Genomic DNA, 20,972 nt, shown 5'->3' on the forward strand with positions numbered 1-20,972 from the left:
ATGAAAAAGAAACTGATCGGTGGGTTATTTTCGGTGCTGTACACGGCGCTGATGATTTTTAGTCTCTTTGTTCCAAACAGTATTGTTCCGGCACTGGTTACAGCCTTGACCTGGGTAGCCTGCCTGCTGAGCTGGGGAGCGGTGCTGCTTTGCATGGCTGGGTGGTATGCGGGCGGCACTCATCGGGGAGAGGCAAAGCAGGCGCTGACGCGCTTTTTCAGTACGCCAGGAAACCAGGTGATCAGATGGGCCAGGTGTTCACTGCTTGTGATTTTTCTCACCTTTACGGGCCACGTTGTCACCCTCGCATTTTATCTGCTGACGCTGGTCGCGCTTAAGGTTCTGCGTGCGCAGATTATTGATGCGGAGCCGGTGACGGTATGACGAAGGCGCTGGCGGTAATTCTGGCGCTGGTAGTGCTGGCGCTTGGCTGGCAGTCATGGCGGATGAAGGAGGCCAGCCAGACCATCGAGCGGCAAGGGCGGGATCTGAAAACGACAGGCGAAAAACTGGCAAAAACGAACAGCCAGCTGATCGCCCTGTCCATCCTGTCCGAAACCAATAACCGGGAACAGGCAAGGCTTTACGCGGCGGCAGAAAGTACAAACGCGCTGCTGCGAAGCCGTCAGCGCAGAATTGAGGAGTTAAAACGTGAAAATGAGGATTTACGCCGCTGGGCTGACACTCTTCTGCCTGCTGACATTATCAGGATGCGCGAACGTCCAGCCCTCGCCGGAGGTGCTGCTTACCGTGAATGGTTGTCCCAGGGTGACGCAGTGCCGCCTGGAAAAGTCGGCGGCACGCACTAACGGCGATCTGCTAACCGCGCTGGATGAAGCGGAGGCGGCCTGGGCGGTCTGCGCCGATAAAGTGGACACGATAATTTCCTGTCAGGAGCGAAACAGTGAACAAGCCTCAATCCTTACGCCGCGCCCTGAATAGCGCGGTGCCATATGTCCGCGATAACCCGGATAAGCTGCATTTGTTCGTTGATAACGGATCGGTGGTGGCAACCGGAGCAGCGTCACTTTCATGGGAGTATCGTTACACCCTGAATGTGGTGATTGTGGATTTCAGCGGCGATCAGGGGTTATTGATGGCGCCGGTGGTGGCCTGGTTAAGGGAAAATCAGCCGGATGCTATTCATAACCCGGAACTGCGGGAAAAGTTGCTTTCCTTTGAAGTCGATATTTTGCGCAATGATATCTGTGATATCAGCCTGAATCTGCAACTGACAGAGCGTGTGATAGTCAGCGCTGACGGTGACGTGTCCAGCGTCGAAGCGATGCCGGAACCGGACGAGCCGGACGAAAGGTGGGCAGTGAGCCGTGGCTGAGCTGCAGGAAGTTGACGCCTGGTTAGATGCGTTGCTGGCGGGACTGGATCCTGCCGCACGTAAGCGCATGATGCGGGATCTGGCACAGCAGCTGCGCCGCAGCCAGCAGAAAAATATCAGGATGCAGCGCAACCCGGACGGGACGGCTTACGAGCCGCGTCGCGTGACGGCCAGAACGAAACAGGGCCGCATCCGTCGGCAGATGTTTGCAAAACTCCGCACAACAAAATACCTGAAAGCCGTCGCCAGCCAGGACTCGGCAAGCGTCGAGTTTGAGAGCCGTGTGCAGCGCATAGCCCGCGTGCATCACTATGGCTTGCGTGATCGGGTCAGCCGTAAAGGGCCGGAAGTCAAATATGCAGAGCGCCGGTTGCTCGGCATCAATGATGAATCAGAAGACATTACGCGAGACGTCTTACTGCGTTGGTTGTCACAGTGATTTTGTGTCAGGGATGACACAACCCGCCACGCTGCCGCACTCCCTCCGCGCGTGGCAATCTTGCCTTCATGAATACGCAATTAACCGAAATCATGCGCCTTATCACCAATCTGATCCGCACCGGCATTGTGACCGAAGTGGACCGGGACGGCTGGCTGTGCCGGGTGAAAACGGGCGACCTCGAAACCAACTGGATTAACTGGCTGACCTACCGTGCAGGTAAATCACGCACCTGGTGGTGCCCGTCTCCAGGGGAGCAGGTGGTGCTGTTCAGCCTGGGCGGCAATCTGGAAACAGCCTTTGCGCTTCCGGCCATCTACTCCAACGCCTGCCCGCCGCCGTCAGACTCTGAAAGTGCGGACGTGACCGCATACGAGGATGGTGGCTGGTTCGAATACGACCCCGCCACCGGGCGCTGGATTATTCGCGGCGTGAAAAGCGTGCTGATTGAGTCTTCGCAGGTTGTCTCCTGCAAAACCGGTGAGTTTGTGATCGAGGCTGACACCACCCTAATTAACAGCAACGTGATCCTGAACGGCGATGTGACCCACGGCGGCGGCGCGATGACGTCAAACGGCGTCGTTGCTGATAAGCATAAACATCCTGGCGACAGTGGCGGAACGACGGGAGATCCATTTTGACGCTCTATATCGGGATGAGCCGCGATACCGGCAGAGCCATAACGGAAACTGACCACCTGCGCCAGTCGGTGCGCGACATTTTGCTGACCCCGCAAGGGAGCCGGCTTGCGCGCCGGGAGTATGGTTCCCTGCTTTCAGCGCTCATTGACCAGCCGCAAAACCCGGCGCTGCGCCTGCAGATCATGGCTGCGGTGTATGTGGCGCTGCGGCGCTGGGAGCCGCGGCTGCAGCTGGACACCATCACGGTTAACAGCAGCAGCATGGATGGCGCAATGGTTATTGAGCTGGCAGGCCAGCGTAATGACGGCGTGCCCGTGTCCCTTTCCGTATCGACAGGAGCAGACAATGGCCGTTATTGACCTTTCCCAGCTGCCGCCGCCGCAAATTGTGGATGTGCCGGATTTTGAAACCCTGCTGTCTGAACGCAAGGCTGAATTTGTCGCGTTATTTCCGGCAGAAGAACAGGAGGCCGTGGCCCGCACCTTAACGCTTGAATCTGAGCCGGTGGTGAAAATGCTGCAGGAAAATGTGTACCGGGAGCTGCTGCTGCGTCAGCGGATTAACGAGGCGGCGAAAGCCGTGATGGTGGCCTATTCCGGCGGGGATGACCTGGACAATTTAGGCGCGAATAACAACGTACAGCGCCGGGTGATTACAGCTGCAGATGACACCACAACGCCGCCCACGGAGGCAGTTATGGAATCTGACGCGGATTATCGCCAGCGCATCCCGGCGGCCTTTGAGGGGATGAGCGTTGCCGGGCCAGTCGGAGCCTATGAATATCACGCGCTTAGCTCGGATGGTCGGGTGGCGGACGCGTCGGCGTTCAGCCCGTCACCGGCGGAAGTCGTGGTGACTATTCTGGCCCGCGACGGCGATGGTACTGCGCCGGAAGATTTACTGCAGGTCGTCGATGAGGCCCTGAATGATGAGGCTGTGCGGCCGGTGGCGGATCGGGTGAGTGTCCGATCTGCTGAGATTGTCCCCTACGAAATTGATGCGGTTCTTTATGTCTATCCCGGCCCGGCAAAGGAACCCATCCTGGCGGCCGCGAAAGCGCAGGGTACGGCATATATCAACGAGCAGCGTCGCCTGGGGCGTGACGTGCGGCTGTCTGCTATCTATGCCGCTCTGCATGTTCAGGGCGTCCAGCGTGTTGAGCTGATGAAGCCCCTGGCGGACATGGTGTTAGATAAAACGCAGGCGTCATATTGCACCGATTTTAAAGCAGAAATTGGTGGCTCTGATGACTAGCAGCCTGTTACCGCCGGGGGCGTCTGCGCTGGAGCGCAGGCTGGCGCAAGCCTGTTCAGGTATCAGTGATTTAAACGTGCCGCTGCGTGACCTGTGGAACCCGTGGAAATGCCCGGCAAAGTTTCTGCCGTATCTGGCCTGGGCTTTCTCCGTTGACCGATGGGAGGAAACCTGGACAGAAACCGCTAAGCGGCAGGCGGTCAGCGATGCTTTCTGGATCCATCAGCGCAAAGGAACTGTGGCTGCAGTTAAGCGGGTGATTGAGGGGCTGGGTTACTCAATGACTCTTGAGGAGTGGTGGAAAGTAGCCGACCCCGCCGGGACGTTTCGGCTTGAGATCGATCTGAATGAAATCGGCATCACGGAGCCGATGATTTACGAGCTTGAGCGGATTATTGGCGATGCGAAGCCAGTCAGTAGGCATCTGGCACAAATGACACTAACCGCAGGAACCAGAGGGCCGGTATGGCTGGGGGCTGCAATATTTGACGGTGAGGATATTAGCGTTTATCCGCCGGGATACGAACCAGAAGACAGCATTCACTACGACGGCCAGCAGTTCTATTTCGGCAGCGTTAATTTCTCAGGAAAATAGCATGAATATTACAGAAAAAACCGTGTGGGAAAGTTCGGTTTACCAGCTTTCCCGCGCAGACAAAGTGGAAGGCGGGACGAAAGGCGCTGCAAATATCCAGGCCCGGCAACTTGCAAACCGTACGCAGTTCCTGAAGGTGCTGATTGAGGGTATTTCCGATTACAGGGAGTACACGTTCTTTGAAACCGAAGAGGATCCAGACGGCACCATTGCGGGATTAGCTGGCACACCACAAGGTAAGCTGTTTCGCGTCGCCCTGGGCGAGGGTGAGGCGCTGGCATTTCGTTATTTCCTGAATGATGGTGGCGTTGCCAGGGCTGTTACGGGTTTGCTCGGTCAGGGATCGATTATCAACAGCGTCCGCTTCTTCCCGTCACTCCCTCTGGCTGAGAACGATTTATCTGCGGGAAATATTCCAGAGGGTGGCAATTGCTGGGTGATAAACCATAGCGACTCATCCCTTGCAGATGAGTACGCGAATGTTTCTGGCGCACTACAGCAGACTGGCCGAAAAATGCTGTCTCAGGAAGCTGTTGAAGCCGCTCTTCAATTAATTGCTAAGCTAACCTCAAGCGGCTTTGTGGATGACAACTTTTTCCCTTTATTCGTCGATGGCGCCGGTAGTGTTCCGGCCTGGTGGGATGACGGTTTCGCCGTTTCAAGAGTCGCTATGTCTCTGTACCAGATGATTTATACGGACGTCCGCGCGCGTCTGGGGGATTCAGTGAATACCGGGGTTAGTGGTGTGAATAACACCTTCTTCCCACTGGTTGTAGATGGCGACAATAATATCCCCTTGTTCTGGGATAACGGTTTTAACGTGTCCATGATTTCTGAGGGGTTTCAGCAGAAAGTATGGGCTTACATCAACGCCATAATTGAAAAGGCCCTGAATCAGCGTATCCCGCTGGTTGATCCCTCCTTCGTTCCGGGAATAACTGACGCTGCCGATTCTGTCCCGTTCTGGTTCCAGGACGGCGAGTTTGACGCGACGGGTATCGGGCCAAACATCAGGGGCATTTTTGCACGGTGGTATCAACGGCGGATGTACACCGCCGCTTATAACATTCCGCTGCATACCGACGGGCGCACTCTATGGCGCTGGAAAGCGAAGAAAGCGCAGCTTAAAGCGGGTCTGGCTGTCCGCCCCCACTTTATGTTGACAGGCGACAGCTGGACGCAGAATAACGAACTGGCGGCCGCTATCGCTGGACTGCTGCACGCGGATTATGGCGATGCTGGTTTGGGCTGGCGCACCGTTAACTACGGTGCTGCACGAGACGGTTCGAATATTTTCCGCTCTGCCGGATGGGATTTGTACGACTCCTCACCGACCAGCGGAGCGCCGCTTTATGGCTGCGGTATTGATGGCCAGTCAATTAATACGACGACAAACACCGCTTATTTCAACGTGACGAATGTACGCTGCACTGACTGCCGAATTTACTATCAGGATCTTAACGGGAAATTTCAGTACGGCTACGACGTTGGCGGGGTCACGCAGTGGACTGAGGTTGTCTGCGGGAATACCGGCGCGACAAAATCGGTGTTGCTGACGGGTATGACTGATGAGGTCAGGACGATTTACGTCAAAACCGACGGCAACGCCGGGCGCGTAGCTATTCATGGTTTCTATCTGTGGCGCAGCGGCGTGGCAGGATGCGTGATGAGCAAAGCGGGGAACGCGGGGATTCTGGCCGATCAGTTCCTGCTGTTCTCAGACAAAATCGCGGAGTACCTGAGCACAATGCAGCCAGACGTCATTTGCATCGTGATCGGGAACAACGATTACCGAATTTCAGAATCGACAGCCACATTCCGTACCGCACTGCAAAAGTATATGGCCGCCTGCCGCGCTGTGCTCCCTGACGTGGGATTTATCCTCATGGCACCACCGCGCACGAACGGAACGGCGGCAACGCCACTCGTTGATTTCCGCGATGTGATGTACGACCTCTCGCAGACGTTAAATGTCGAGTTTTTCAGTATCTATGACCTTTTCGACACCTGGGCGGAAATGAACGGTCTGGGCTGTTTTCTCGACAACCTGCACCCCAATGCAGTGGGCGGCAACCTGATTGCCTCGGCGTTGAATAATGCACTGATTAAAGGCTGAATTATGACAACTAATGAAATCTATGTACCTAAGCTCGGTGACGTCATTATCCCGGGAACGCATCCGAAAAAAGGGCACTTCATGCAGCCAAACCTGCCTGTCATTGCAGGGTTGAAGGCGATGTATATCCACGGCGGAACCTCAGAACTGAGCATGAGGAACCGCGCTGACAATTCCGCCCCGCTGACAAAGGTCGGAGCGCCTACAATCTTGGCTGAATTTGGGGCTATCTGTAGCTTTGGCAACTGCTTTGATACCGGAAAGGTCTCAACAAAAAACCAGACCCATATCGTGATCTGCAAACCGGTAAAGCCGACGGAAGCCACCGAAAAGCAGCAGGCGTTTATGATGGGGAACTACAGCTATTCAGGCGCACCGGCAGTCTATCGCGGTGACGGTCTGGCTTTTCTTTTCTCCGGGCAAAGCCTTTACGGTGCGTTCGTGGAGGATGGCGGAGCTACCCCTACCAATATGATCAACTACTTCAGCGCAGCCTATGACGCCTCAAAATGGGCAGCATTTGTTTCGCTGGTCGACGGTGATAACGGTATCGCACGCATTGGCGGACGCCAGGGCGGCGCGCTTGCATGGCAGAACTCGCGCGCGTTGACCAACAGGACTGCATATGCAGATCGCACAATCCGCATCGGTTCTCATCATGCGCCCGCAGCCTATCCGGCGGGAGCGGCTATTACAATGGGACTGGAGCTGATTTTCGAGGCTGCACTGACGCAGGCACAGGTTGCATCGGTTATCGATAGCGTTAGTGAGTATCTCAATGCAGCCTGGGGGATCTCTGATCTCTGAGGGGAAAACATGGTCACGAAATATCACGCAATAATGACAAGTCGGGGGGCGGAAAAGCTCGCCGCCGCGGCTCTGACAGGGGAAACCGTAGGCTTTTCGCATATGGCTGTTGGCGATGGCGGCGGAGCGGCGACAGTACCCGATGAGAGCCAGACGGGTCTGGTTAATGAAGTTTATCGCGCCCCCCTGAATCGCCTGGTCATTGCCGACACTGGCGCGAACATCATTCGCGCCCAAATGATCATCATGCCTCAGATTGGCGGTTTCTGGCTGCGCGAGGCGGCACTTTATGACGAAGACGGGGACTGTCTGGCGGTTGCCAGCCTGCCTGAGTCATACAAACCCCAGCTTGCCCAGGGTTCGGGACGACTACAGTCAGTAAATCTCTATATCGGAGTCAGTAACACCTCGGATGTAGAACTGAAGGCTGACCCGTCCGTCATTCTGGCAACCGTAGAGGAGGTTAATCGCGCTAAGGAGGAGGCAAAAGACTATGCCGATCAGGTTGCAGGACAGCTTGATACGGATATTCAGCAGGCTATTACCGCCGCTCTTACAGCGGCAAAGCGTGAATTCTGGGAGGACGATAACCCTGTGGGTACGACGCGATTTTTTAATCAGAACGTCAACCCGAATGAAAAATGGCCCTGGTCAGAATGGGTATACACCGGTGAAAATAAAACGATCCGGGTGGCAAAAGCAGACGGCTCAAACGTAGGGAATACCGGCGGAAGCGATACTGTCACAATCCAGCAGGCTAACCTGCCAGCTGTGCAGGTTAATGTCAGTGGCGAAACCAGCGAACTCCCCGGGCAGGAACTGATCACCAGGGAGGCAGGACGGCATAAACACAAAGGCGGAATGCTCGCCCCGGGTGAGGTCTGGGATGATAATTACATAGTTGGTTCGGATAACGACAGCCGCCGCACACGAAATTATACGGATGAGGTGGCCGATCATAGCCATATTGTGGACTTGCCAGCCCATAAACACACGACCACTGGCAAAACCGATAACCTCGGTGAGGGCAAATCGTTCAGCGTGGTGGAATCTCACACGCTGCTGATGTGCTGGAGCCGCGTTGCCTGATAAATCCCGGTATCAGTCTGCCCCGATAAGGGGCTTTTTTCTGTCTGCGGTTGTGCCATTGACGGTACAACGGCCATCAACGGCTTGCGGTGAATGATTTCCCTACCATGGGTGAACCCCTAAACAGGAGATTCATTCATGGCGCAAGACTATCACCACGGCGTGCGTGTTGTTGAAGTTAACGACGGCACCCGCTCTATCACGACGGTGAGCACGGCGATTGTGGGCATGGTATGCACCGGCGATGATGCCGATGCCTCTGTGTTCCCGCTCAATAAGCCGGTTCTGCTTACCGATGTACTGACCGCCAGCGGCAAAGCGGGCGAGTCCGGCACGCTGGCCCGCTCACTGGACGCCATCGCCGACCAGGCAAAACCCGTCACCGTTGTGGTGCGTGTTGCCCAGGGCGAAACCGAAGCGGAAACCACCTCCAATATCATCGGCGGCGTAACCGCTGACGGTAAGAAAACGGGCATCAAAGCGCTGCTTTCGGCACAGTCGCAGCTGGGCGTGAAGCCGCGCATTCTTGGCGTGCCGGGCCATGACACGCAGGCTGTTTCCACTGAACTGTTAAGCGTGGCGCAGAGCCTACGCGGCTTTGCGTACCTGTCTGCCTACGGTTGTAAAACCGTGGAAGAAGCGATTGCCTACCGCGAAAATTTCAGTCAGCGAGAAGGGATGCTGATCTGGCCTGATTTCATCAACTTTGACACGGTGCTGCAGGCGGACGCGACTGCTTACGCCACTGCCCGCGCGCTGGGTCTGCGTGCCAAAATCGACGAGCAGACCGGCTGGCACAAAACCCTGTCTAACGTGGGCGTCAACGGCGTAACCGGCTTGTCTGCGGATGTGTTCTGGGATCTGCAGGACCCGGCAACCGATGCCGGACTGCTGAACCAGAACGACGTCACCACCTTGATCCGCAAGGATGGTTTCCGCTTCTGGGGTTCCCGCTGCCTGAGCGATGACCCGTTATTCCAGTTTGAAAACTACACCCGTACCGCGCAGGTGCTGGCAGACACCATGGCGGAGGCGCATATGTGGGCGGTGGACATGCCGCTTAACCCTTCGCTGGCTCGCGACATTATCGAAGGTATCCGCGCCAAAATGCGCAGCCTGGTAAATCAGGGCTACCTCATCGGCGGTGATTGCTGGATTGATGACAGTGTGAATGACAAAGACACGCTGAAAGCCGGGAAACTCTGGATCGACTACGACTATACGCCAGTGCCGCCACTGGAAAACCTGATGCTGCGCCAGCGCATCACTGACCGTTACCTGGTGGATTTCACCACCCGCGTAAGCGCATAAGGGGGACCCATGGCCTTACCACGCAAGTTAAAACACCTGAATATTTTTAACGCCGGTAACAACTGGATGGGCATTGCTGAATCCGTCACCCTGCCGAAATTCACCCGCAAGCTGGAAAACTACCGCGGCGGCGGCATGCCCGGTTCAGTCGGTATTGATCTGGGGCTGGATGATGGCGCGCTGGATACGGAAATGACCATCGGCGGTACGGAGGCGCTTCTGTTTAAACAGATGGGCAAAGCCACGGTGGACGGCGTGCAGCTGCGCTTTACCGGGTCTATTCAGCGCGACGACACCGGCGAAGTTCAGGCCGTTGAGCTGGTCGTCCGTGGGCGCCACAAAGAGGTGGACTCCGGCGAGTGGAAAACCGGCGAAAGCAATTCCACCAAAGTCAGCAGCGTTAACTGTTACGCGAAGCTGACCATTAACGGTGAAGTGCTCTATGAGGTCGATGCGATCAACATGATTGAAGTTGTTGATGGTGTTGACCTGATGGAAGAACACCGTAACGCCATCGGTCTGTAATTTTTTCCTGGCGCGCGAGGTCGCGCCAGCCAACCCATAACAGGAAAAGAGCATGAGTGAGAAAACAGAAGCAACGGTGAAACTGGATAGCCCGATTAAGCGCGGTGATACCACGATTACGGAAATTGTGCTGCGTAAGCCGCAATCCGGCGCGCTGCGCGGTACGCGACTGCAGGCGGTGATGGAGATGGACGTGGCCTCTATGATGACCGTGATCCCCCGCATCTCCACACCAACGCTGACCCCGCAGGAAATGGCGGACCTCGACCCGGCAGACCTGGCCGCGATGTCTGTCGAGGTGGTCCTTTTTTTGTTGCCGAAGTCGGCACTTGCCGATTTGCCGACAGCCTGACGGTAGATGACCTAGTGGCGGATATCGCCACGATCTTTCACTGGCCGCCGTCCGTCACTGACGTTATGCCGCTGACGGAAGTGCTGGAGTGGCGGCACAGAGCGATAATGCGTAGCGGGGCCAGCGATGAGTGATAAAAACCTGCGCCTGCAGGTGGTTCTGAATGCGGTTGATAAACTCACCCGCCCTTTAAAAAATGCGCTGGCTGGCTCGAAGGAGCTGGCCTCCGGCATCCGGCAGACCCGTGATCAGCTTAAACGGCTTAACGACGCGGGGAGCCAGTTAAAATCTTTTGATCAACTCTCACAGAGCCTGAACCGGACCAGCAACGAGCTGGACCAGGCGCGGCTGCGTGCGCAGATGATGACGCGCGAGCTGGCAGCGCTCGAATCCCCCACGAAAAAACAGACGCAGGCGCTTGAGGCGCAATGGCGCGCCGTATCACGCCTGGAACAAAAGCAGGGGCAGGAAACGCGGCAGATGGCGGCAGCCAGGGCGGAGCTGTACCGCCTCGGCATCTCTGCGGGCGGTGGCGCCCGTGAAACGGCCAGAATTACCCGCGAAACGGATCGCTATAACCAGCAGCTGGCAGAGCAGGAGCGGCGCTTGCGAGACGTGGGCGAGCGCCAGCGTAAGCTGAATGCGATCAGGGCCAAAGCTGACAAGATGCGCGACGTGCGTAACAGCCTGGCGGGGAACGGGGCCGGGATGATGGCGGCCGGGGTGACAACGGGCGCGACGCTAACGGCGCCCATTCGCGCTTACTCGGAATCAGAGAACGCGGCTAACCAGCTGGCAGGCTCCATGATGGGGCCGGGCGGAAAGGTAGCGCCGGAGTTTGCGAAGCTAAACAAGCTGGCAATCGCCCTGGGTGACCGGCTGCCCGGCACCACGGCAGACTTTCAGAACATGATGACCATGTTACGCCGTCAGGGCATGTCTGCGCAGGTCATCCTGGGCGGGCTGGGTGAGTCGGCGGCGTACCTCGGCGTACAACTGCAGATGGCACCAACGGATGCCGCAGAGTTCGCTGCGAAACTGCAGGACGCCACGCAGACCACCGAAAAAGACATGATGAGCCTGATGGATGTGATCCAGCGGGGTTATTACGCGGGCGTTGACCCCGGCAATATGCTGCAGGGTTTTTCGAACATTGGTAGTGCAATGGATATTATCCGTCAGAAGGGATTGGGGGCAACGAAGGTATTTGCACCATTGCTGGTGATGGCGGATCAGATGGGGATGGCTGGCGAGTCAGCAGGGAATGCCTACCGTAAAATATTCCAGGCTGTCATGGATACCAAAAAAGTTAATAAAGCCAATGCCTCAATTAAAGGATCAGGGGTCAAATTAGACTTTACTGATGGAAAAGGGGAATTTGGTGGACTGGATAAACTATTTTCCCAGCTTGATAAGTTAAACAAACTAAATACAGAGCAAAGGCTTGCGACGCTTAAAGCGGTATTTGGTGACGATGCCGAAACGCTAAAGGTATTGAATAACATGATTACCAAAGGGATGTCTGGTTATCGTGAAACAGTAGCGAAGCTGGAGAATCAGGCAACCCTGCGCGAGCGCGTCGAAGCGTCTCTTAATACCCTGGGCAACAAATGGGAAGCCGCTGGCGGCTCCTTTACCAACGCCATGGCAAGCATCGGCGAAACCGTCGCACCGGTACTTAAAGAAATTGCTGACTGGCTGGGTAATCTGGCGTCAGCACTGGATGGTTTTGTTAAGCGGCATCCGCAACTAACGGCAGCGCTGTTTAAGATTGTGGCGGTGTTTGCGGTTGTCGCTACTGCTGCAGGCGTGTTGTCGCTGGCTCTGGCGTCCATTCTGGGACCGATGGCGGTGCTGCGGGTGAGTGCTGGGGTTCTGGGAATTAAGTTTGCCTCCGCTTTTGGTCTGATAAAGCAGGTGATTGGTGGTGCGGGCCAGGCGGTCCTCTGGTTAGGTCGGTTGATGATGGCTAATCCCATTCTGGCGATAGTTGGCCTGATTGCGATGGGAGCCATCTATATCTGGCAGAACTGGGAAACGCTGGGGCCGAAGTTTAAAGCACTGTGGGATGCCATCACGTCAGGGGTGTCAGTAGCCTGGGCTGTGATCAAGCAGACCATAAGCAGCAAATGGGATGAAATTCTGAGTGATGTAGCCGCGATGCCCGCAAAATTTAAAGCGGTGGGCGGGGCGATCATTGACGGCATCCTGAGCGGTATCAATGAGAAATGGGAAACGCTTAAGAGCAAGCTGGCATCGGTCAAAAGCTACCTGCCGGACTGGATGACCGGCGGCGATAATTCGCAGGGCGCCTCACCGCAGAAAAAGACCCCAGGATTTTTCGCGGGGATGTATGACAGCGGTGGTTATATTCCACGTGGGCAGGTGGGTATTGCTGGCGAGAATGGCCCGGAGCTGATTAACGGTCCGGCCTATGTGACCAGCCGCAGGAGGACGGCCGCGCTGGCGTCCGTTGTCGCCGGAATGATGGGGGGAGCAATGCCAGCAGAGGCCGCCCCGCTTCATCCGATGAGCCTGCCGGCGGCCTCATATCGCCCTGCAGCTGAGAAACCAGCAGGTACGCGGCCGGTGTTCCACTTTGAAACCCAGGCTCAAATTATCATCCAGGCGCTGCCGGGGCAGAGTGCGCAGGATATTGCGCAGGAGGTAGCGCGACAGATTGATGAGCGCGAGCGTCGTATGAGGGCTAAGGCCCGCAGCAATTTCAGTGATCAAGGGGGATACGATTCATGATGATGGTCCTGGGCTTGTTTGTGTTTCAGCTGCGCACGGTTCCCTATCAGCAACTGCAGTATCAGCGGAACTGGCGCCATGTGACCAACAACCGCGTTAATCGCCGTCCGACAACGCAATTTTTGGGGCCAGATAACGATCAGCTGACGCTCTCCGGCGTCCTCATGCCGGAAGTGACCGGCGGCCGGTTGTCGTTGCTGGCGCTGGAGCTGATGGCAGAGCAGGGGAAGGCGTGGCCGCTGATCGAGGGCGGTGGGACTATCTACGGCATGTATGTGATTGAGAGCCTTAACCAGACGAAAACGGAATTTTTCGCCAGTGGAGAAGCCAGGAAAATAGAGTTTTCGTTGGGGCTTAAACGGGTGGATGAGTCCCTGTCTGAAATGTTCGGCAGTCTGAGTGATCAGCTTAGCAGTCTGCAGGATTCTGCCGCCGCCGCAGTAGGGAACATCAGATCCACGGTAGGAGGGTTGCTGCAGTGAGCGAGATGGCTGATTTACTCAACCTCGGAAGCAAGACCCCGGCCTTTCGGATCGTGATTGAAGGGAAAGATGCCACGCAGACGCTGGATAAACGTCTGCTGGGTATGACACTGACCGACAACCGCGGATTTGAAGCTGACCAGCTTGATCTGGAGCTGGACGACGCCGACGGCCTGGTAATTATGCCGCGTCGTGGCGCAGTGATTTCTCTGGCGCTGGGATGGAAAGGCGAGCCGCTGTACTCAAAAGGAAAGTTTACCGTTGATGAAATAGAGCATAGCGGCAGCCCGGACAGGCTGACAATCCGTGCCCGTAGTGCTGATTTCAGGGAAACGCTGAATGTCCGGCGTGAGAAGTCCTGGCACAAAACGACGGTGGGCGATGTGGTGAAAGATATTGCCGCACGGCACAGCCTTAAAGTTGCTATAGGAAATGATGTTGCTGCGATGGCGCTGGATCACCTGGACCAGACCAACGAAAGCGACGCCAGCTTTTTAATGAAGCTGGCGCGGCAGTATGGCGCGATTGCCTCAGTCAAGGACGGTAATCTGCTGTTTATCCGGCAGGGGCAGGGGAAAACAGCAAGTGGTAAACCGTTGCCGGTCATCACTATTACCCGTAAGGACGGAGACAGTCACCGGTTTAGCCTGGCTGACAGGGGAGCATATACGGGTGTTATCGCTCACTGGCTGCATACCAGGGAACCGGAAAAAAAAGAAACTGCAAAGGTGAAGCGCCGCCGGAGGACGACAAAACCCAAAGAGCCGGAAGCAAAGCAGGGGGATTACCTGGTCGGAACGGATGAGAACGTGCTGGTTCTGAACCGTACCTATGCGAACCGCAGTAATGCAGAACGGGCAGCAAAAATGAACTGGGAGCGGCTGCAGCGTGGTGTGGCGTCATTCTCTCTCCAGCTGGCAGAAGGCCGCGCGGATCTCTATACGGAAATGCCCGTTAAGGTTAGCGGCTTTAAACAGCCCATTGATGATGCGGAATGGACCATCACAACATTGATGCACACGGTGAACCCGGATAGCGGGTTTACAACCAGTATCGAACTGGAAGTGAAGATTGATGATTTAGAAATGAGCTGATGAGGTTCACAAAATGGAAGTTATGTGTATCATTATGTGATTGAAATGTGCGGGGTGGGAGATAAATGTAATGATGAATTGTCCAAAGTGCGGCCACGCGGCGCATACACGGAGTAGCTTTCGGGTAACGGATCAGACAAAAGAGCGTTACTGTCAGTGCCAGAACATTAATTGCGGAACCACCTTCATCACTCATGAAACCGTAGTGCGTTACATCATGACACCTGGAGTTATTGATAATGCCCCGCCGCACCCCACTGCCGCCGGGCAGGGGCATATGAATTTCTGACAAACTAACCCGCTTAGGCGGGTTTTTTTTTGAGGATTGCAAAAATGCTGCTGCCATTTTGCTGCCATTAGTGTTTATGATATGAAAAAGCCACCTCTCGCGAGGTGGCTTAGTATATGATTTTAAAGCTAAAATTTGGTGGCCCCTGTTGGGTTTGAACCAACGACCAAGCGATTATGAGTCGCCTGCTCTAACCACTGAGCTAAGGGGCCGTGGCGAAGGATTATAAAGTAACTGTTCCCCGCAATCCAGCCTAAAACGCACGCCTGCTGTTTTTATAAACAACGCATTTTCAATCCTTTATAATGACCTTTTAGGTATTGAGCTGGGGAAAACATGATTAACGATATTTTGGCGCCGGACCTGAGGGTCGTTTTTTGCGGTATCAATCCGGGGAAGTCTTCCGCCCATACCGGTTTTCATTTTGCCCATCCGGGAAATCGCTTCTGGAAGGTGATTCACCAGGCCGGCTTTACCGACCGTCTGCTGAAGCCCGAGGAGGAACTTCAGCTGCTGGATACTCGCTGCGGGATCACCATGCTCGTCGAGCGCCCAACGGTGCAGGCCAGCGAGGTCGAGCTGCTGGAGCTCCGAGACGGTGGCCGGGAGCTGGTCAGGAAAATGGAAGAGTATCAGCCGCGTGCGCTGGCGATCCTCGGTAAACAGGCCTTTGAGAAAGCGTTTCAGGCGCGTGGCGTAAAATGGGGCAAGCAGCAGGTGACCATTGGCGCGACGGAAGTGTGGGTGCTGCCGAATCCCAGCGGCCTCAACCGGGCGACGCTGGATAAGCTGGTGGAGGCCTACCGGGAACTCGACGAGGCGCTGGCCACGCGAGGGCTATAATGAGCTGCGGACGACTCCGGGGGGTTGGTCGTCGCGTAGCCGCGCTGGCTAAAGTCCGTGGCTTTAGCCAGCTTTTACATTATCGCTAACATTCCCTTTTTCTATCATTAATAATATTGAGTCAAAAGCGAAGTCGAGAAAGGATTTTCGGTCTTTCTCAAGGTGACGTAAAAAATAGGATTCTCTATGCGAGGATTTTTCCACGAGTCCGGTCAGGCAGAGCCAGAACAGCATTGTGACGTCCGCGGCGGAAGCATTCAGCCCGATCTCTTTTTTTTCGGCGGCGCCGGTGATTTGCGCGGCGATAATATGGTTTATCTGTTCACCAATCATAGAGATACTCTTCAACGCTTTATTGTTTTTAGTGATTTTTTCATAATTCGCGATTTGCCCTGTGATAGCGGGAAAATAGGCAATGCTCGTTTCGTGGAGAGCGATCAGCGCATGGCATAGCTCGCGATAAAACTCGCGGAATGAATTTTGCCGACTGGCTATTTTTATCACCTCCTGATAGAAACGCTCCATTCCCTCCAGGATAAGATGATCCAGAATGTCTTTTTTATTTTCAAAATAGGTATAAAGCGTTGTTTTGCTAAAACCCGCTTCATGGGCGATCTCATCCATGGTGGTACTTTCTATTCCGCGGTTGAGAAATAAGGTATTAGACGTGGTTAAAATAACCTTTCTATTAAAATCAACCAACTGAATTTTACGCTTGCTATTCATTTAATTTCCCTATGATTTATCTTCCGTTTTATGCTCTCCGGGCCATCCATAAACCCATGGTACAAACGTAAAACGATGAGTCCAGTTGTTTATATGCCGATAAAGAAGTAATTAAGAATATAGCCTGAATGTATTTTTAGGGGTTTTCGAATGGGGTTTTAATATTTCTTAAATAAATATGTTTTGTTCAGACATAAAAAAAGCCAGTCATATGACTGGCTTTTTGCGGCACGCGGCGAAATTAATCGTCGAGGAAGCTACGCAGCACTTCAGAGCGGCTTGGATGGCGCAGTTTACGCAGCGCCTTCGCTTCGATCTGACGAATACGTTCGCGGGTAACGTCGAACTGTTTACCCACTTCTTCCAGCGTGTGATCGGTATTCATGTCGATACCGAAGCGCATACGCAGGACTTTCGCTTCACGGGCGGTCAGGCCAGCCAGAACGTCATGGGTGGCGGCGCGCAGGCTCTCGGTGGTGGCAGAGTCCAGCGGCAGCTCGAGGGTGTTATCCTCGATGAAATCTCCCAGATGCGAATCTTCATCGTCGCCAATTGGCGTTTCCATGGAGATCGGCTCTTTGGCGATTTTCAGCACCTTACGAATTTTATCTTCCGGCATCAGCATACGCTCGGCCAGCTCTTCCGGCGTCGGCTCGCGGCCCATCTCCTGCAGCATCTGGCGGGAAATACGGTTGAGTTTGTTGATCGTCTCAATCATATGCACCGGAATACGGATGGTGCGCGCCTGGTCTGCGATAGAACGGGTGATCGCCTGACGGATCCACCAGGTTGCGTAGGTGGAGAACTTGTAGCCGCGGCGGTATTCAAACTTATCAACCGCTTTCATCAGACCGATGTTGCCTTCCTGGATCAGGTCGAGGAACTGCAGACCGCGGTTGGTGTATTTCTTGGCGATCGAGATAACCAAACGCAGGTTCGCTTCAACCATCTCTTTCTTCGCACGGCGCGCTTTCGCTTCACCGATAGACATACGACGGTTGATATCTTTTACCTGCTCAATGGTCAGGCCGGTCTCTTGCTCAATCTGCTGCAGTTTCATCAGGCCGCGCTGAACGTCTTCTTTCACGTCAAGCAGCTTCTCTGACCACGGCTTGTTCATGGCGATGGCCGCATTGAACCAGGTTTCGCTGGTTTCGTTGCCGGTGAACAGAGTGATGAAGTTTTTCTTCGGCATTTTGCACTGTTCAACGCACAGCTTCATGATGATACGTTCTTGAGTACGAACGCGATCCATCATGACACGCATGCTGTTAACCAGATAATCGAACTGCTTTGGCACCAGACGGAACTGTTTGAACACTTCAGACAGCTTGAGGATCTCTTCCTGCGCTGCGGCGTGGCTACGACCTTTCGCTTTGATGGTGTCGCGGGTCAGTTCGTACTGCGTACGCAGCTCGGCGAATTTCTCGCGCGCCAGCTCAGGGTCGATGCTGTTGTCGTCATCGCTGCTGTCGTCGTCTTCTTCTTCATCTTCGTCTTCGTCGTCATCCATCTCTTCCTGAGAGAGTTCAGAACCGACGTGAGTGGCGGTTGGCGCCAGATCTTCTTCAGCGTTCGGGTCGACAAAGCCGGTGATCAGATCGGACAGGCGTGCTTCTTCCGCTTCAACGCGATCGTACTGCTCCAGCAGATAGGTGATCGCTTCCGGGTATTCCGCAACTGAGCACTGGACCTGGTTAATCCCGTCTTCGATGCGTTTAGCGATGTCAATTTCGCCTTCGCGCGTCAGCAGTTCGACGGTACCCATTTCACGCATGTACATGCGCACCGGGTCGGTTGTGCGTCCGATTTCAGACTCAACGCTGGAGAGAACCTGCGCGGCAGCTTCTTCCGCATCTTCGTCGGTATTGTTGTTCGTTTCAGCAAGCAAGAGATCATCGGCATCCGGCGCTTCTTCCATCACCTGAATGCCCATGTCGTTGATCATTTGGATGATGTCTTCGATCTGGTCGGAGTCGACGATATCTTCCGGCAGATGGTCATTGACCTCGGCATAGGTCAGATAGCCTTGCTCCTTACCACGTTGGACAAGAAGCTTCAGCTGTGACTGCGGGTTTTGCTCCATAAGACGGTATCCACACTTAATTCGTTTGATTGGTGTAAGCAGGCGAACTGCCAACATTTAAAGCGAGGGCGTACTTATATTATTGCCGCTGCGCCTCGAGCGGCTGTCGGGGTCTTCCCGAACGATATTCGGCACTTAAGCCGTTAAATACTTCATCCTTCAAGTTGTCTCTGCGTTAGCTACGTTCCCTCATCCTGCCCATGGGCTTATGTTGCCTTCCAGGGGGACGTTCTCTTGCTGCCTTGATACAACTTGAATGATTTAATCTTTCGTTTATTTTTTGGCCAGTTCCTGGCTGATAGTCCAGAGTTCCCGGCGTTCTTCACTGCTTAAACCGTGAGTGCGGTCGCGAGCTATCAACTCTTCTTGCCGCAGTTCCAGCAGTGAATCAAACATATGGTTGAGCGAGTCGGTGAAGGTTTTTTCAGCAATATCCTTATCTGCTATATCGTCCCACATCGACAGTTTTTCAAGGGTTGCGGCTTCATTTGTGCCGCGATATTGCTCTAAAAGCAGTCCGGTAGTCAGGCCCGGCTGTGCCAGGCAGGTGTTAACCAGTTCGCTGAACAAACCAAGTCCAGGCATTTTACGCGGGTCCAGCCCTTCGAGAGGCGGTACCAGCGGGGCCAGGTCCGGGTTTTGTACCAGTAACCCTATCAGTATACGCATGGTCGTGCGTTTTAGCTGCGGAGCGGGGCGCTGGATGCCATTTTCAGACTGTTTTGGCATTAAACGTTCAAGCTGCGCATCATCTAAAATCCCCAGCTTATTGCCTAACTCCTGGCGCAGGTAAATGCGCAGCGTTTCACCCGGCACCTGCGTTATCAGCGGCAAGGCTAACGTACTCAGCTGCGCGCGGCCGTCCGGGGTGCTCAAATCCACCTGCGGTAACAGGCTGTTGAACAAAAACGTGGAGAGCGGCTGAGCCTGCTCCATCCGCGCTTCAAATGCGTCTTTCCCCTCTTTGCGCACCAGCGTATCCGGATCTTCGCCATCCGGCAGAAACATAAAGCGTAGCTGACGCCCGTCGGTCATATACGGCAGCGCCGTTTCCAGCGCGCGCCAGGCGGCATCGCGGCCAGCCCGGTCGCCGTCGTAGCAGCAAACCACCTGATTGGTGACCCGGAACAACAGCTGAATATGGTCAGCTGTCGTCGACGTTCCTAACGACGCAACGGCATAGTTGATGCCGAATTGCGCCAGCGCCACCACGTCCATATAACCTTCGACCACCAGCAGGCGGGACGGTTCAGCATTGTCCTGCTGCGCTTCATAAAGACCGTACAACTGGCGGCCTTTATGGAAAATATCGGTCTCCGGGGAGTTCAGGTACTTCGGCAGGGCGTCACCCAGCACGCGACCACCAAAACCAATCACCCGGCCTCGCTTATCGCGGATGGGAAACATCACCCGTTCGCGGAAGCGGTCGTAACTGCGCCCCTGATCGTTCGTGACCAGCATGCCTGCATCAATCAGCGACTGGCGATTTTCTTGATTACCGCCAAAACGTTTTAAGACGTTATCCCAGCCGGGAGGGGCGTATCCAATCGCAAAGCGCGTAATGATCTCACTGCTTAAGCCGCGTTTTTCCAGATACTGGCGCGCGGGGTCGGCGGCGGGTTGCATCAGAGACTGTTGATAAAACGTGTTCAGACCATCCATCAGCTGATAGAGATTTTGCCGCTGATGGCGCTCGATCTGGCTGGGTCCGCTACCTGCTTCATACGGCACGTCAAGATTATGCATGGCGGCCAGCTCTTCGACGGTTTCCACGAACTCGAGCTTGTCGTAGTTCATCAGGAAGTCGATAGCGTTGCCGTGCGCACCGCAGCCGAAGCAGTGGTAAAACTGTTTTTCACCGTTGACGGTGAAAGAGGGGGTTTTTTCGTTATGGAACGGACAGCACGCGTGATAATTCTTGCCCTGCTTTTTCAGCTTTACCCGGGCATCGATCAGATCGACGATGTCGGTGCGCGCCAGCAGGTCATTGATAAATACTCGTGGGATTCGTCCAGCCATATGCCCCGTTTTATACACTTGAGCCTTCAGCTTGCCTCTGCGTCGGCTGAGTTCGTTCACCCCTGCCACTTACTTGAGTAAGCGCCGGGACTCACTCCCTTGCTGCCTGAGAGCATCCTGAATGGTGTAGTGTATATGCTAATGCATAAACGAAAATAAGCCGCGCATTCCTTTCGGAAGCACGGCCTTACAACTACAACTCGGTCTGAATTGA

The 20,972-nt window shown here is 54.8% G+C and carries 24 protein-coding genes and 1 tRNA gene; 21 read left to right on the forward strand and 4 right to left on the reverse strand.

Going from position 1 to position 20,972, the window contains the following annotated elements:
* The 20 genes from EGY08_RS18755 to EGY08_RS18845 all read left to right on the forward strand — a co-directional run bounded on the left by EGY08_RS18755 (position 1) and on the right by EGY08_RS18845 (position 15,084).
* The gene (locus EGY08_RS18755) at positions 1-384 is read left to right on the forward strand and encodes a DNZ54_00345 family protein (protein ID WP_123828752.1); all 384 of its coding nucleotides are present in this window, start codon (positions 1-3) and stop codon (positions 382-384) included.
* Positions 381-809, forward strand: coding sequence for an Rz-like lysis system protein LysB (lysB, locus tag EGY08_RS18760; protein ID WP_064146896.1), 429 nt, complete (start codon positions 381-383; stop codon positions 807-809). Before EGY08_RS18755 ends, lysB begins: the two co-directional genes overlap by 4 nt.
* Positions 697-942: an Rz1-like lysis system protein LysC gene (gene lysC / locus EGY08_RS31090; RefSeq protein ID WP_225986739.1), complete on the forward strand. Its 246-nt coding sequence runs from the start codon at positions 697-699 to the stop codon at positions 940-942. Before lysB ends, lysC begins: the two co-directional genes overlap by 113 nt.
* Positions 905-1,336 (forward strand): phage tail protein, encoded by a 432-nt coding sequence (locus EGY08_RS18765; protein ID WP_123828753.1) that lies wholly within the window; start codon positions 905-907, stop codon positions 1,334-1,336. Before lysC ends, EGY08_RS18765 begins: the two co-directional genes overlap by 38 nt.
* Entirely contained in the window at positions 1,329-1,775 is a 447-nt protein-coding gene (locus EGY08_RS18770; protein ID WP_123828754.1) for a phage virion morphogenesis protein, read from the forward strand. The genes EGY08_RS18765 and EGY08_RS18770 overlap by 8 nt, the downstream gene beginning before the upstream one ends.
* 68 nt (positions 1,776-1,843) lie before the next feature.
* Entirely contained in the window at positions 1,844-2,416 is a 573-nt protein-coding gene (locus EGY08_RS18775; RefSeq protein ID WP_004174323.1) for a phage baseplate assembly protein V, read from the forward strand.
* Positions 2,413-2,775 (forward strand): GPW/gp25 family protein, encoded by a 363-nt coding sequence (locus EGY08_RS18780; RefSeq protein ID WP_004174325.1) that lies wholly within the window; start codon positions 2,413-2,415, stop codon positions 2,773-2,775. Before EGY08_RS18775 ends, EGY08_RS18780 begins: the two co-directional genes overlap by 4 nt.
* A complete protein-coding gene (locus tag EGY08_RS18785) occupies positions 2,762-3,670 on the forward strand; it encodes a baseplate assembly protein (RefSeq protein WP_123828755.1) in 909 nt (302 codons plus the stop codon). Before EGY08_RS18780 ends, EGY08_RS18785 begins: the two co-directional genes overlap by 14 nt.
* Positions 3,663-4,265: a phage tail protein I gene (locus tag EGY08_RS18790; RefSeq protein ID WP_004174329.1), complete on the forward strand. Its 603-nt coding sequence runs from the start codon at positions 3,663-3,665 to the stop codon at positions 4,263-4,265. Before EGY08_RS18785 ends, EGY08_RS18790 begins: the two co-directional genes overlap by 8 nt.
* A 1-nt stretch (position 4,266) precedes the next feature.
* Positions 4,267-6,381: an SGNH/GDSL hydrolase family protein gene (locus EGY08_RS18795; protein WP_123828756.1), complete on the forward strand. Its 2,115-nt coding sequence runs from the start codon at positions 4,267-4,269 to the stop codon at positions 6,379-6,381.
* 3 nt (positions 6,382-6,384) lie between these two features.
* The gene (locus EGY08_RS18800; protein ID WP_117075592.1) at positions 6,385-7,188 is read left to right on the forward strand and encodes a hypothetical protein; all 804 of its coding nucleotides are present in this window, start codon (positions 6,385-6,387) and stop codon (positions 7,186-7,188) included.
* 9 nt (positions 7,189-7,197) lie between these two features.
* Positions 7,198-8,277 carry a phage tail protein gene (locus EGY08_RS18805; protein WP_004174333.1) on the forward strand — a complete coding sequence of 360 codons (1,080 nt, stop codon included), beginning with the start codon at positions 7,198-7,200 and terminating at the stop codon, positions 8,275-8,277.
* A 138-nt stretch (positions 8,278-8,415) separates the two neighbouring features.
* On the forward strand, positions 8,416-9,588 hold the full coding sequence (locus EGY08_RS18810; RefSeq protein ID WP_004185685.1) for a phage tail sheath protein: 1,173 nt from the start codon (positions 8,416-8,418) through the stop codon (positions 9,586-9,588).
* 9 nt (positions 9,589-9,597) lie between these two features.
* On the forward strand, positions 9,598-10,113 hold the full coding sequence (locus EGY08_RS18815; protein WP_002896201.1) for a phage major tail tube protein: 516 nt from the start codon (positions 9,598-9,600) through the stop codon (positions 10,111-10,113).
* A 52-nt stretch (positions 10,114-10,165) separates the two neighbouring features.
* Positions 10,166-10,465 (forward strand): phage tail assembly protein, encoded by a 300-nt coding sequence (locus EGY08_RS18820; RefSeq protein ID WP_004144716.1) that lies wholly within the window; start codon positions 10,166-10,168, stop codon positions 10,463-10,465.
* A 14-nt stretch (positions 10,466-10,479) separates the two neighbouring features.
* Positions 10,480-10,599, forward strand: coding sequence for a GpE family phage tail protein (locus EGY08_RS18825; RefSeq protein ID WP_002896220.1), 120 nt, complete (start codon positions 10,480-10,482; stop codon positions 10,597-10,599).
* Complete coding sequence (locus EGY08_RS18830) at positions 10,592-13,219, forward strand: phage tail tape measure protein (protein ID WP_004174335.1); 2,628 nt, start codon at positions 10,592-10,594, stop codon at positions 13,217-13,219. Before EGY08_RS18825 ends, EGY08_RS18830 begins: the two co-directional genes overlap by 8 nt.
* Complete coding sequence (locus EGY08_RS18835; protein ID WP_004185683.1) at positions 13,216-13,701, forward strand: phage tail protein; 486 nt, start codon at positions 13,216-13,218, stop codon at positions 13,699-13,701. Before EGY08_RS18830 ends, EGY08_RS18835 begins: the two co-directional genes overlap by 4 nt.
* A 5-nt stretch (positions 13,702-13,706) precedes the next feature.
* Positions 13,707-14,795, forward strand: coding sequence for a phage late control D family protein (locus EGY08_RS18840; RefSeq protein WP_228293614.1), 1,089 nt, complete (start codon positions 13,707-13,709; stop codon positions 14,793-14,795).
* 70 nt (positions 14,796-14,865) lie between these two features.
* Positions 14,866-15,084, forward strand: coding sequence for an ogr/Delta-like zinc finger family protein (locus EGY08_RS18845; protein ID WP_004174338.1), 219 nt, complete (start codon positions 14,866-14,868; stop codon positions 15,082-15,084).
* Between the two features lie 136 nt (positions 15,085-15,220).
* Here the strand turns inward: EGY08_RS18845 and EGY08_RS18850 are convergent.
* Positions 15,221-15,296, reverse strand: a tRNA-Ile gene (locus tag EGY08_RS18850).
* A gap of 124 nt (positions 15,297-15,420) precedes the next feature.
* Between EGY08_RS18850 and mug the strand changes: the two genes are divergently transcribed.
* The gene (mug, locus tag EGY08_RS18855) at positions 15,421-15,927 is read left to right on the forward strand and encodes a G/U mismatch-specific DNA glycosylase (protein ID WP_004125394.1); all 507 of its coding nucleotides are present in this window, start codon (positions 15,421-15,423) and stop codon (positions 15,925-15,927) included.
* Positions 15,928-15,990: 63 nt separating this feature from the next.
* On the opposite strand, the gene EGY08_RS18860 is transcribed toward mug, so the two are convergent.
* The 3 genes from EGY08_RS18860 to dnaG form a co-directional block, all read right to left on the reverse strand.
* Entirely contained in the window at positions 15,991-16,653 is a 663-nt protein-coding gene (locus tag EGY08_RS18860) for a TetR/AcrR family transcriptional regulator (RefSeq protein WP_123828757.1), read from the reverse strand.
* Positions 16,654-16,894: 241 nt separating this feature from the next.
* The gene (rpoD, locus tag EGY08_RS18865) at positions 16,895-18,739 is read right to left on the reverse strand and encodes an RNA polymerase sigma factor RpoD (RefSeq protein WP_004125383.1); all 1,845 of its coding nucleotides are present in this window, start codon (positions 18,737-18,739) and stop codon (positions 16,895-16,897) included.
* A gap of 273 nt (positions 18,740-19,012) precedes the next feature.
* Positions 19,013-20,758, reverse strand: coding sequence for a DNA primase (gene dnaG, locus EGY08_RS18870; protein ID WP_049114290.1), 1,746 nt, complete (start codon positions 20,756-20,758; stop codon positions 19,013-19,015).
* Positions 20,759-20,972: the final 214 nt, after the last annotated feature.

It is taken from the genome of Klebsiella sp. FDAARGOS_511 (genome assembly GCF_003812845.1).
Taxonomy (GTDB): Bacteria; Pseudomonadota; Gammaproteobacteria; order Enterobacterales; family Enterobacteriaceae; genus Klebsiella; species Klebsiella grimontii.